Source organism: Desulforhopalus vacuolatus (genome assembly GCF_016918505.1).
Taxonomy (GTDB): domain Bacteria; phylum Desulfobacterota; class Desulfobulbia; order Desulfobulbales; family Desulfocapsaceae; genus Desulforhopalus; species Desulforhopalus vacuolatus.
The window spans coordinates 119,713-131,761 of the sequence record NZ_JAFFPZ010000007.1 but is presented as its reverse complement, the minus strand read 5'-3'; the positions used below and the strand labels follow the sequence as shown (position 1 = coordinate 131,761).

At 49.8% G+C, this 12,049-nt stretch carries 10 protein-coding genes and 1 tRNA gene; 4 read left to right on the top strand and 7 right to left on the bottom strand.

What is annotated here, in order from left to right:
* Positions 1 to 109: 109 nt before the first annotated feature.
* The 5 genes from JWG39_RS06705 to JWG39_RS06685 form a co-directional block, all read right to left on the bottom strand.
* On the bottom strand, positions 110 to 355 hold the full coding sequence (locus JWG39_RS06705) for a hypothetical protein (protein ID WP_205218608.1): 246 nt from the start codon (positions 353 to 355) through the stop codon (positions 110 to 112).
* A 275-nt stretch (positions 356 to 630) separates the two neighbouring features.
* Positions 631 to 707 (bottom strand) — tRNA-Met (locus JWG39_RS06700).
* A 793-nt stretch (positions 708 to 1,500) separates the two neighbouring features.
* Positions 1,501 to 3,156, bottom strand: a complete 1,656-nt coding sequence (gene groL, locus JWG39_RS06695; protein WP_205218607.1) for a chaperonin GroEL — start codon at positions 3,154 to 3,156, stop codon at positions 1,501 to 1,503.
* Between the two features lie 51 nt (positions 3,157 to 3,207).
* On the bottom strand, positions 3,208 to 3,495 hold the full coding sequence (gene groES / locus JWG39_RS06690; RefSeq protein WP_205218606.1) for a co-chaperone GroES: 288 nt from the start codon (positions 3,493 to 3,495) through the stop codon (positions 3,208 to 3,210).
* Positions 3,496 to 3,747: 252 nt separating this feature from the next.
* The gene (locus tag JWG39_RS06685; RefSeq protein WP_205218605.1) at positions 3,748 to 4,830 is read right to left on the bottom strand and encodes a branched-chain amino acid aminotransferase; all 1,083 of its coding nucleotides are present in this window, start codon (positions 4,828 to 4,830) and stop codon (positions 3,748 to 3,750) included.
* Between the two features lie 206 nt (positions 4,831 to 5,036).
* Here JWG39_RS06685 and JWG39_RS06680 point away from each other — a divergent pair, with 206 nt between their 5' ends.
* Positions 5,037 to 6,179, top strand: a complete 1,143-nt coding sequence (locus JWG39_RS06680) for an AI-2E family transporter (protein WP_205218604.1) — start codon at positions 5,037 to 5,039, stop codon at positions 6,177 to 6,179.
* Between the two features lie 351 nt (positions 6,180 to 6,530).
* Here the strand turns inward: JWG39_RS06680 and JWG39_RS06675 are convergent, their stop codons facing one another.
* Both JWG39_RS06675 and JWG39_RS06670 read right to left on the bottom strand, forming a co-directional pair.
* Positions 6,531 to 6,872, bottom strand: coding sequence for a helix-turn-helix domain-containing protein (locus tag JWG39_RS06675; protein WP_205218603.1), 342 nt, complete (start codon positions 6,870 to 6,872; stop codon positions 6,531 to 6,533).
* A gap of 399 nt (positions 6,873 to 7,271) precedes the next feature.
* Entirely contained in the window at positions 7,272 to 8,477 is a 1,206-nt protein-coding gene (locus tag JWG39_RS06670; protein WP_205218602.1) for an amidohydrolase family protein, read from the bottom strand.
* A gap of 113 nt (positions 8,478 to 8,590) precedes the next feature.
* Between JWG39_RS06670 and metC the strand changes: the two genes are divergently transcribed.
* The 3 genes from metC (at position 8,591) to JWG39_RS06655 (ending at position 12,049) form a co-directional block, all read left to right on the top strand.
* Positions 8,591 to 9,757 (top strand): cystathionine beta-lyase, encoded by a 1,167-nt coding sequence (gene metC, locus JWG39_RS06665; RefSeq protein ID WP_205218601.1) that lies wholly within the window; start codon positions 8,591 to 8,593, stop codon positions 9,755 to 9,757.
* A 38-nt stretch (positions 9,758 to 9,795) separates the two neighbouring features.
* Positions 9,796 to 10,653, top strand: coding sequence for an NAD(P)-dependent oxidoreductase (locus tag JWG39_RS06660; protein WP_205218600.1), 858 nt, complete (start codon positions 9,796 to 9,798; stop codon positions 10,651 to 10,653).
* A gap of 184 nt (positions 10,654 to 10,837) precedes the next feature.
* Positions 10,838 to 12,049 carry a Na/Pi symporter gene (locus tag JWG39_RS06655; RefSeq protein ID WP_205218599.1) on the top strand — a complete coding sequence of 404 codons (1,212 nt, stop codon included), beginning with the start codon at positions 10,838 to 10,840 and terminating at the stop codon, positions 12,047 to 12,049.

Here is a 12,049-nt window from a genome sequence, read left to right as displayed (position 1 = left end):
GAGGCAGATAAAGCAAAGTAATATCCTTCGAGCTTATCTTCCTTTCGGATCGACTTCCCAGCCCCACCATTTGCTTCAAGCAAATCAAGACAGTCCACCCGGGCCTGCATCATTTTCCGGCGTTCCGACAGAAATTCGGCAGAGTTGCAGTGCCCTGAGCTGTTAGGTGCAACATGGGCAGGCCGCAGTTCTCTGGCGTCCCGGTTCCAGCCCTGCTCATTACAGGGTGCCGGGCCATGCTCCTGAAGCCGTGGACACTCATGGGAACCTTAACAGAGCCGATGCAGCGCAGAGCGAAAAGTACAGCACGTTGCTGCTCATTGGCCTCAGGTTTGTTCTGGGGCCAACCTTTCATTTTTCCAGCGGGAATTCACCATTCGATTTCGTCAAAAGTGATCTCCAACCATTCCGTATGACGCAATTCACCTGGCTGGACAAAAAACAGCGGGGCACGGAACCTTCCATTGTCTCTGGGGGCTTTTTGTCTTTGAAAAGGCCTCCAAAAATTTCGGATTTTATCATATCATGATGAATTCTACCGGACAACTCAAAAAGGAAAAGGCCTGATTTCTCAGGCCTTTTTATACAATATAGAAAGATACCAGTACAGGACGATACTGGATTATTTGCTGGTGGCGATGCAGGGAATCGAACCCCGGACACTGCGGATATGAGCCGCATGCTCTAACCGTCTGAGCTACATCGCCAGAAGAGATGATGAGGTGATTTTTTTACCGTATCGGTGATACAGTGTCAAGGATTTTTCTCAGAACAAAGCAGATTGTCAGCCTGACGTTTTCTACATTTGGCAGCCTCACCGTCCTGAGAGCAGAGTTTCCTGCGGCGCCCACGCATTTTCTGCGTGAGTCACTTCGGCGGGTTCCTGTTGCTGACGGCTTTATACCATTCCTGTTAAGTTATACCCCGTTTTGTCTCCTGTTTATCCATTCATGGTTACAAACGACAAAAGGAACCACGAATGGACACGAATAAACACGAATTATTACTGAAAAAACCATAAGAGAATACCCTTGTGGTTGAATTCGGTCTGTTATTTGCTTTGAGGTAATTGATGTTTTCCGTGGTAGCAAACTGCATGAGAACTATGGCAATGTATTGTTTCTGCTTATCAACCCATAAGGAGCAGGGTCTGTTCTCATGCGGTGCACTGTACGGCTTAACTTCGGATACAAACGTTTTCGTTTAATGCGTTGTCCCTGTTCGTGAAAATTCGTGTCCATTCGTGGTTACAAAATGCAAAAGGAATCACGAATGGACACGGATAAACACGAATTATTACTCATTCGTCATTGCCAAAAAAGATGCCTGCGTAGTCGCGTTCTCTGGTCAATACAAAGTGTAAATGGTATTATTGCACCGTTCACTTCACGGGCTGACCGGGCATATCCCGCCCCCCCTGAATTTTCGCGCATAAAGTAAAGGCCCCCCGATAAAACGTCGGAGGGCCTTTACATAAAAGCGGTTAAGCCGGACAGCACATTACATCATGCCGCCCATGCCGCCCATACCACCCATGCCGCCCATACCACCAGGCATTCCGCCGCCAGCAGGAGCATCTTCTTCAGCGCTGTCAGCAATCACGCACTCAGTAGTCAGCAACATGCCAGAAACAGATGCAGCATTCTGCAGTGCAGTACGGGTAACTTTTGCAGGATCAATGACACCAGCTTTGATGAGGTCTTCGAAAACCTCAGTCGCGGCATTAAAGCCATTGGCTCCTTCAAGTTTTTTCACAGCATCAACAATAACAGAGCCTTCGCGACCTGCGTTGTTGGCGATCTGACGAACCGGCTCTTCAAGGGCACGGAGGAGGATCTCTTTACCAGTCTCCTGTTCACCGACAAGTTTCAACGCGTCGAGAACACCGAGACAACGGATATAGGCAACGCCGCCACCGGGGACAACACCTTCTTCAACAGCGGCACGGGTTGCGTTCAGAGCATCTTCAACACGGGCTTTTTTCTCTTTCATCTCAATCTCGGTAGCAGCACCAACATTGATTACTGCAACTCCACCATAGAGTTTGGCAAGACGTTCCTGCAGTTTTTCACGGTCATAGTCAGAGGTGGTGTCTTCAATCTGGTTACGAATCTGGTTGACACGGCTCTGCAGTTTGGTTTTGTCGCCGGAACCATCAACGATGGTGGTGTTGTCTTTATCAACAACAATACGCTTGCAGGTACCGAGGTCTTTAACAGTAACGTTTTCCAGTTTGATACCGAGGTCTTCAGTAACAACCTGACCACCGGTAAGAACTGCGATGTCTTCCAGCATTGCCTTGCGGCGATCGCCGAAGCCTGGAGCTTTGACAGCAGCCACGTTAAGGGTGCCCCGCAGCTTGTTGACAACCAGAGTTGCCAGAGCTTCACCGTCTACATCTTCTGCGATGATGAAAAGACCTTTCCCCATTTTGGCAACGGACTCAAGCACCGGAAGCAGGTCTTTCATGTTGCTGACCTTCTTCTCAACGAGCAGGATGTAGGGATCTTCCATGCTGACTTCCATGCGATCGGGGTCAGTCACGAAGTAGGGAGAGAGGTAGCCGCGGTCGAACTGCATACCTTCAACAACGTCGAGGCTGGTCTCCATGGACTTGGCTTCTTCAACGGTGATAACACCCTCTTTACCAACTTTATCCATGGCCTCGGCAATAATATTACCGATGGTCTCGTCGCTGTTGGCAGAGATGGTACCAATCTGAGCAATTTCTTTTTGCTCTTTGGTGGGAGTGGCAATTTTCTTCAGTTCGGCGATAACACAGGCAACACCTGCATCAATACCGCGTTTGATTTCCATCGGATTGCCGCCAGCGGCAACCAGACGTACGCCTTCAGTGTAGATGGCCTGAGCGAGAACAGTGGCAGTGGTAGTACCGTCACCGGCAACATCAGAGGTCTTGGAAGCAACTTCCTTGACCATCTGAGCACCCATGTTTTCAAACTTGTCTTTTATTTCAATTTCTTTGGCAACGGTTACACCATCTTTGGTGATGGTCGGTGCGCCATAGGATTTTTCGATGAGGACGTTACGTCCCTTGGGACCGAGGGTAACTTTAACTGCATTTGCAAGGGTGTTTACCCCGGCAAGGATAGATTCACGGGCTTTCACACCGTATTTAATATCTTTTCCAGCCATTTTTAGACTCCTTTATCTGTAGATCGTTGTTTTTCTCTCAAAAGCCAATAATTACTCAATAATACCGAGGATATCATCTTCACGCATAATGAGATAATCGTCACCATCGATTTTAACGTCGGTTCCACCATATTTGGAAAAAAGGATCTTGTCTCCAACAGCGACCTGCATGGCAACGCGCTCGCCATTGTCACCAGTTTTCCCGGGACCTACAGCAACAACTTCACCCTCAGCGGGTTTTTCTTTGGCGCTGTCCGGAATAATGATTCCACCTGCAGTTTTCTCTTCTTCTGCGAGTCGTTTCACCAAAAGACGATCGTTCAAAGGACGAATTTTCATTACAACCTCCTGCCTGTTATTTAATTCACTTTTGGGCTCCGCAGGATTTCCTGGGAGCGAGTTCAAAGCCACCTCCGAGATCCGGAGATTCTTCCTTTTGCGGTGGAAAATATAGGGAACCCACAACAAAAATCAAGGGAAGGAGAAGAAGAATGCCCCTTTTTGTAACCTCTGAAAGGGAAAAAGGCTCTGTCCTTTCACATAATCGCGAAAAAACAGAGCCTTACTTGTGCAGACAGAACAAAAAACTGCTCAATTCACCTTCATCACCCACTTGAAGGGATCTTCGCGTTCACCGTGCTGAATTTCCTGCAGCTCGGTGTAGAGTCGTTCGGAGAGTGCACCGACCTTGTTCTCGTTAACGATGTAACTCTTTCCCTTGAAGAAAAGTTCACCAATGGGGGAGATTACCGCAGCTGTACCGGTGGCGAAGGCCTCTTCGAGGTCGCCACTTTCCGCACCCGCAATGACTTCGTCGATGCTCACTGGCCGTTCCACGGCCTTCACGCCAAAGCTGTCGGCCAGCTTGAGAGTGGAGTCACGGGTGATCCCGGGAAGGATTGAACCACTGAGCTCGGGAGTTACCAGTTCATTTTTGAACTTAAAGAAGATATTGGAGGTTCCGACCTCTTCCACATACCTGTGCTCTTTGGCGTCAAGCCACAGAACCTGTGAATAGCCCTCTTTTTTGGCAATCTCCGACATGTAGATAGAGGCCGCATAGTTTCCTGCCGCCTTTACATTACCCACACCACCCTTCGCCGCACGGGTGTATTCATCACTGACATAGATTTTGGTCGGGTTAAAGCCTTCTTTGTAGTAGGCTCCAACGGGGGTGAGGATAACGTAAAAATAGTAGAGATCTGCCGGTTGCACGCCGAGTGCCGGTTGTGCGGCAATCATCGTCGGGCGCATATAGAGAGCCGAACCGTATTCGGTGGGGACCCAGTCCCTCTCCAGATAGACCAGTGCCTTCAATGCCCTGATCACCTGGTCCACCGGAAAACGCGGCATGCACATCCGCTGTGCCGAATCGTTCATCCGTTCGAAATTTTTCTCCGGGCGGAAGAAGTAAAGCTGTCCGTCTTCATTTTTAAAGGCCTTCATTCCTTCAAAAATTGCCTGGGCGTAATGGAAAACGAGGGCGGCAGGATCCATGGAAAAGTTCTGATACGGGCAGATCTTCGCATCGTGCCAGCCCTCCTCCCGGCTCCATGTCATACGAAACATGTGATCGGTGAAATACTTGCCAAAACCAAGATGTGCCGGATCGGGCTTCTGTTTCATTTCGTTTTTCGCGCATTTCTCTACTGCGACTTCAATTTTATCCCACATTGTTTCCTCCAACTATTTTTTCCTGTTTGCGTAATATATTGAAAGTAATATATGATTGTCGACAGGGAGTGATGTTTTAACTGTCCGCCCAAAGTATAAAAATACTTACTGCAGTTTTTATGAAATGCAACTCAAATTCCTGTTAACCCTCAAGCTCCATTGAAAATTTTGCCTTTTCAGGGAGCATCGACCTCAATAGATACACTATGCAGAAATTTTTTCCTTCTCAACCACCTCCGCAGGTTAATACCTATTTTTTGTTCGTCTTCGGTATCGCCATTTTTCTCTTCGGTCAATTGCTCTGGCCCTTCTGGGCGATTCTGGTGCTCGCCTTCCTCCTCACCAATCTCTTCCGGCCTGTTTACCTTTTTTTCAATCGCAGACTTTCAGAAGGATTCGCTTCCTTTCTCACCTGCCTGCTGATTATCGCAATCGTTTTCATTCCTCTGACCTTTTTCGTCACCAGCCTGACGGATGAGACGCTCAGCCTTTACAAGTGGGGTCGCGACAGCCAGGTGGCATTGAAGCTGCAACAGTACCTGCAGGAGAGCTCCAGCGTACACCGTGTGCAGACTCAGCTTAAAGATATGGGATTTACCATTGAAACCAGCCAGATTATCGACGGCTTCACCTATCTCGTCAAGCGCAGTGGTTTCTTCCTCTACTCGCAGGCACAGAGCTGGGCCACCAATGTACTCCAGTTTCTCTTCTCCTTTTTTATCATGATCCTCGTGATCTTCTTTCTCCTCATCGATCAACCCCGGCTTATTGCTTATACAGTAAAGATTTCACCCCTGCCCGAGGAAGACAACCGTTTGTTAATTGTCCGTTTCCAGGAAATTGCCAATGCCATCCTCAAAGGCAATGGTGTCTGCGGTTTGATTCAGGGGGTACTCGGGGGAATGCTCTTCTACATCCTCAACCTCAACTCGCCCCTGTTGTGGGGATCGGTGATGACAGTTCTCGCCTTTTTGCCCATCTTTGGTATCGGCCTTGTGCTGATACCCACCGCCCTCTTTCTTGCCATATCCCAGAATCTGTCTCTCGGACTTTTTGTGCTGTTCTATTACGCCATACTTTCCTTCACCATGGAATACCTGATTAAACCCAAAATGGTGGGAACCGAAGTGAAGATGCATACACTGTTAGTATTCCTCAGCATTATCGGCGGACTGAGCGTCTACGGCATCATGGGCATCATCTATGGCCCACTGATCATCACTGCCTTTCTCACCCTCTCCGACATGTATCTGAAGCGGTATGTGGCAACAAAAGGGGATGACAGAGATCAGGAAAAAAACGGTGAAGGACACGACATGCCCGAGAAGAATGAAGGGAATATCGAATAATACCATTTCCACTTTGTATTGGTAGATTTAAAGGCAGGGGGACGGGAAAAGGGAGACAGGAGACAGGAAAAAGCAAAAGGCTCTGTAGAGACGACCAATTTGGGCGTCTCCAGCGCAACGGACGTTTCTACAATGAGATCAATTTTACATCTTCTTTGGCGATTACGAATGGATAAACAGGATGTAAAACGAGCATAACTTAATAGAAATGGTATGAGACGGCTTTCATACTGACTGGCCTCTGTGCAGAGAGTTCTGCCAACCCTGCGATAAAAAAACCCCGGTTCGCATTCCGCGAACCGGGGTTTTTTCCTTTTTGAAGCTCCAGCCAGGAGTCTGTCGGACAGACTCCTATTCTGTACGGGAAAGCTGACGCACATCAAGGCCAAGAGCCCTGGCGACCTTTTCAAGGGTCTGTTTGCGACTTTTTGTCCCTTCCTTTTCAATCTGGGCAATGGCAGACTGGGTCATTCCCATCTGCCCGGCAAGTTCGCGCTGAGTAATCTTTAAATGCTTCCGCCAGGCGGCGATAAGCGAGATTCCAGTCTTTAGACGAAGACTCATAATTTCATAGGGAATGTAAATCGCGTCAGCCTCTTCCCCGGTAATCTCAAGCCACTTCTCATACGGGATTACAGCAAAAACCGGCTTGTCACCATCTTTAATTATTTGAACTTCGCAAGGAATATCCATTTCTCTTATCATCTCCTGAAAATCAGCCAGCTTCCATCTCTGCGATTTTTCATGTAATATTTACTATAATAAACACTTCTTCTTACAAATCCGACCTTTTTTGAACAGATATAATACAAGGATACAAGAATACAAGCAGTTAAATAACTTCTATTTTTTTTGCACATATCAAAGAGGTGCAAAAACAGTTTAGCGATCGTATACTGGTCAAATGTAATGCATTACTTATGGGTACCCTGCATAACCAGTCTTTTGTCCACCTTCTTCGTTACAGCAAAAAATTTATCCTCCGACAAAGCGAGGAACAAGACATCGAGATATCAATCAGATACCTGCGGTAAAATTTTTCCTGTGCCTCGAATATGAGTGAAATACAAGATTATCAAGGGCATCCTTATATCATGATAAACACTCTCCCTCAACATAAATAGCTTCAAGATAAATAATTTTGCGAGGCAGCTGCGAAGGGGTTCCCCTTGAGGCAAGAAAGGTGGCCGGAGCACCAGGTCGCAATCTTCCAAAATTTTCCATGCTGAGCAGATCTCCGCCGATAACGGAAGAACAGCGAATGGTCTCTCCAAGAGAATAACCCGCGCGGCGAAACAACTTCATTTCCTCCATGACCCCTTCACCATGAAGTACGCCGAGACTGCCGGCATCAGTGCCGACGGCCGTCTTTACGCCGAGTTCACGCGCCAGGGAAAGCTGTGCAAGCTGATGTTCAAGGAGGCGGTCGAGAACGGTTTGATTCCCGCGCCCGCCAAGGATATCAATATTTTGTCGATACGCGCGCATGGTAAAGACGGTGGGAACCCACACGGCTTTACTGTCACGCAACCGCCTCAGATTTTCCTCCCCCATGAAAAAGCCGTGTTCAATAGAGTGGCACCCTGCCTCAATGGCAATACGCACCGCCTCCTCTCCGTTGGCATGAGCCGTTACCTTTTTGCCACACTCCGCAGCACGCCGCACCAGTTCTTTCAGCTCCTCCAGCGGAAACTGCGGTGGGGTCTGCACGCCGTATTCCGTGAGGCTGTTGACTCCGGACTGAACTATTTTGACAAACTCCGCCCCCGCATCCTCCCCCCTGCGCTGTCCCTCGCTGAAGGCATCGGGGAGATTGAGGCCATAACTTTCCGGCGTCCGTCCGATGAGCCGGCCATAGCACCCTTTACGGTGCCATGCCCGCCCGCTGGTACGCAGGGTGAACCCCGGGTGCTTCTGCTCCTTTGCAAAACGCAGGGCATATCCCCCGTGATCGCCACCATCACGCGCTGCAAATACTCCATGGCTGAGGTAGTCTCCGGCATGCTGTTTCAGTATCGGCAACAACTCCTCGTAACTGGAGGCAAGCTGCTTTTCCCGCACCGCGAGATCAGTGGTAGCAGACATGCAGAGATGGGAACAGGCGTCGGTGAGGGGTGGCAAAACGGTACAGGGGGAAAGATCAATCAGCTCCTCTGCCGCCACTCCCAGACTGTCACTCCACGGTTCAATCTTCGTAATAACACCATTTTCTACGGTGAGCAGCTGTTCGCCGAGCGTCTCTGCACTGATCCCGTCCACCATCCATCCAACTCGAAATCTTTTTCTCTCCTGTGCCATTTCCGCACCTCCAACATGGTAAAATTAAAGGGTTCGTTGTATGCTGACAACGTATGTAATATCAGGCCTGTCTTTCCCATTCACTTCTCAGAGAATAAAACAAAACAGCTAATATGCACGAAGAAACAAGAATTAACAGCACTCTCTGGACCGAGCTGGACAATACTTCCGCCAACACCGTCAACCCTCCTCTCTACCGCGGCTCGACGGTCCTTTTCAAAAACTACACAGAGATGTGCGACGTTGACCGTCACCAGTTCAGCGGCATCACCTACGGCACTGACCGTCTGCCTACCCAGCGTCAGTTTGAAGAGGCCATGCGCCGGCTGGAGGGGGCCGCTCTGACCCGTATATGTCCTTCGGGAATTGATGCCATCCGCACTGCGCTGATGACCTTCCTCAAGGCCGGTGATCATCTGCTTGTCTGCGATAACGCCTACATGACCGGCCAGCATTTCTGTTCTACCGTCCTCAAAAAGTTCGGGGTTGAGACCACTGCCGCTCCAGCAAATGTCGCGGGGGACATTGAGAAATATATTCGCCCGAACACTGCTGCCATTCTGCTGGAATCCCCCGGCTCCATAACCATGGAACTGCAGGATATCCCGGCGGTCTGTGCAGTGGCCAGAAAACACGATATTGTCACCCTCATCGACAACACATGGGCCACTCCTTTTTATCTCAATCCTTTCACACTCGGGGTCGATATTACCATCCACTCGCTGACCAAGTACATCTGCGGCTACTCCGATGTGCTGGCAGGCTCCGTTTCAGCAAATGCAGAACATGCCGAAACTCTCGATGATTTCTACAAAACAATGGAAATCTACGCTCCCGCTGAAGATTGCGCCCTGGCCCTGCGCGGCCTGCACACCCTTGAGGTGCGTCTCAGCCGTCACGCGGAATCTGCGCTGCAAATCGCCCGCTGGCTTGAGACCCATCCACTGGTGGAAAACGTCCTTCATCCGGCGCTGGAGAGTCACCCCGAACACCGACTGTGGAAACGGGACTTCACCGGTTCCACAGGTCTCTTCGCCTTCACGCTGAAAAGTGAGTATAAGGAGGAAGATCTCGCCACCTTTATCGACCACCTGCAGCTCTTCCACCTCGGCTACAGCTGGGGCGGTTACAAAAGCCTGCTGACGGCGGCAAAGGTCAACCGCCAGACAAACTCGCGCTACACAGGGAAAACGATTATCCGTCTCAGTATCGGCCTCGAAAATGTTGATGACCTGCAGCAGGATCTGGAGGCGGGACTGGCACAGCTTCAGAATATGTAAAGGGTATCTTGAAAAAAAATCTCTCTGAAGGAGACAACATGAAAACAATCGGCTTTATCGGACTCGGTGTCATGGGACGCAGCATGGCCGCAAATATTAAAAAGGCGGGATATGACCTGCGCATCTCTACCCGCACGAAGGCAACGGCTGGTGAATTGATTGCCGCCGGAGCAACCTGGTGCGACACTGTCGCCGGGCTGGCTTCAGGCTGTGACGCCATTATAACCATCGTTGGCTACCCGCAGGATGTCGAAGAGGTCTACTTCGGTGAAGGCGGTCTTCTCGAAAGCGCCGCCCCAAACACCATCCTCATCGACATGACCACCTCCAGCCCGTCCCTGGCCCGGCGTATTTACACTGCTGCGAAGGAGAAGGGCATTGCAACTCTTGATGCTCCGGTCTCCGGCGGTGATGTAGGGGCCAAAAATGGTACGCTCTCCATCATGATCGGCGGCGACACAACGAGTTTTAAAACCGCCCTCCCCCTTTTTGAGAGCATGGGAAAAAATATTGTCTATCAGGGAAAGGCCGGTGCGGGACAGCACTGCAAAGCGAGCAATCAAATTGCCATCGCCTCGATCATGATGGGTGTGGTTGAAGCAATTCGCTACGCTGAGGAAGCGGGTCTTGATCCCCGCACCGTACTCACCAGCATTGAGAGCGGCGCAGCCGGAAGCTGGTCACTCTCCAATCTCGCCCCGCGCATGCTGGAGGGTAATTTTGAACCGGGATTTTTCGTCAAACACTTCCTTAAGGATATGAAGATTGCCCTTGATTCTTCTGAGGAACTTGGCTTCAATCCACAGGGACTGTCACTGGCACAAAAACTCTATCAGCAGATTGCAGATGCTGGCGATGACGACAAGGGGACTCAGGTTCTCTATAAATACTATTGAGGAAATCCTGCACCGCAAAAAAAGCGGTCGGCGTACTGCATTACGTCGGTCGTAATTGGAAATAACGGACAGCATTCAAACCGATTCTTCCGATAAAACGGTTGCATTTCCCTGGCCCATGATTTACTAACCGCATATTTACCGGAACCTTCCCAACACAAATTACCATACAGACAGAGGTATTATGGAGAGTGGAGGCATCATCATATCATCGGGAGCGCAACAGGTGGAGAGTGAAAAGCGGAGCGATGGTCTGGTTCATGTTCTGGCCCTGTTAAACCGTACAAGAGAATGGCTGCTCATCGCTTTTCTCCTTTATTTGCTGCTCGTGGCAGTATCGATGATCGGCAACGGTTTCAACATGGCGGCGGGAGAAAACGCCAAGGATCTCTTTAACTTCGCCCGAAATCCCTTTACCGGACTGGTTATCGGCACCGTTGCCACGGCGCTGATTCAATCTTCTTCCACAGTAACCTCAATTATTGTTGGTCTTGTTGCCGGCGGTCTGCCGGTAGTTATCGCCATCCCCATGGTAATGGGAGCCAACATCGGCACAACCATAACCAATACAATCGTCAGTCTCGGCCACATCCGCAAAGGAATAGAATTCCGCCGAGCCTACGCCGCTGCAACCATTCACGATTTTTTTAACCTGCTCAGTGTTATCATTTTTCTTCCTCTGGAGATTGAGTTCGGCCTTCTTGACAAAATTGGAGCGTATTTGAGCTCACTGGTTTATGGCGGCAACTCCATGTCAATGAAGAGTTTCAATTTCATCAAGCCGCTGATTCAGCCTGTCCTCAAGACAATTCAGGAAATCGCCAGTGGCCTGCTGCCCCATCCCCTCAGCGGTATCATCATGATCCTGCTTGGAGTCACAACCATTATCGCGGTCATCACCGTCATAGGACGCCTGCTTAAGGTATTGATGGTCGGCAGGGTAAAAAAAGTTTTTCACTGGGCAGTGGGACGCGGTCCCATCTCCGGGATTACCTCCGGCACCCTGCTCACCATCCTCGTGCAGTCCTCTTCTACGACGACCAGTCTCATCGTCCCCCTCGCCGGCAACGGCATCTTCACTCTGCGTCAGGTTTACCCTTTTACCCTTGGAGCCAATATCGGCACCTGCATCACCGCTCTGCTTGCAGCCACTGCCATTACCGGTCCCACCGCAGGACTGGCTCTGCAGATCGCCTTTGTGCATCTTACGTATAATATCCTCGGAGTAGTGGTGATTTACAGCATCCCCTTCCTGCGTAATATCCCCCTTCGTCTCGCCACTACACTTGCAAAGGCAACATCAAGAAATAAAGTTTACGCCATTGCCTATATTGGTGTTGTCTTTTTTCTTGCGCCAGCAATTCTTATTATAGGAAGCAATGCACTTGGCTGGTAA

Bases quoted from the DNA above. Each gene is read 5' to 3' on its own strand.
- metC (WP_205218601.1), top strand. From the start codon at position 8,591: ATGCACGAAGAAACAAGAATTAACAGCACTCTCTGGACCGAGCTGGAC.
- JWG39_RS06680 (WP_205218604.1), top strand. From the start codon at position 5,037: ATGCAGAAATTTTTTCCTTCTCAACCACCTCCGCAGGTTAATACCTAT.
- JWG39_RS06655 (WP_205218599.1), top strand. From the start codon at position 10,838: ATGGAGAGTGGAGGCATCATCATATCATCGGGAGCGCAACAGGTGGAG.
- groES (WP_205218606.1), bottom strand. From the start codon at position 3,495: ATGAAAATTCGTCCTTTGAACGATCGTCTTTTGGTGAAACGACTCGCA.
- JWG39_RS06660 (WP_205218600.1), top strand. From the start codon at position 9,796: ATGAAAACAATCGGCTTTATCGGACTCGGTGTCATGGGACGCAGCATG.
- JWG39_RS06675 (WP_205218603.1), bottom strand. From the start codon at position 6,872: ATGGATATTCCTTGCGAAGTTCAAATAATTAAAGATGGTGACAAGCCG.
- groL (WP_205218607.1), bottom strand. From the start codon at position 3,156: ATGGCTGGAAAAGATATTAAATACGGTGTGAAAGCCCGTGAATCTATC.
- JWG39_RS06705 (WP_205218608.1), bottom strand. From the start codon at position 355: ATGAAAGGTTGGCCCCAGAACAAACCTGAGGCCAATGAGCAGCAACGT.
- JWG39_RS06685 (WP_205218605.1), bottom strand. From the start codon at position 4,830: ATGTGGGATAAAATTGAAGTCGCAGTAGAGAAATGCGCGAAAAACGAA.
- JWG39_RS06670 (WP_205218602.1), bottom strand. From the start codon at position 8,477: ATGGCACAGGAGAGAAAAAGATTTCGAGTTGGATGGATGGTGGACGGG.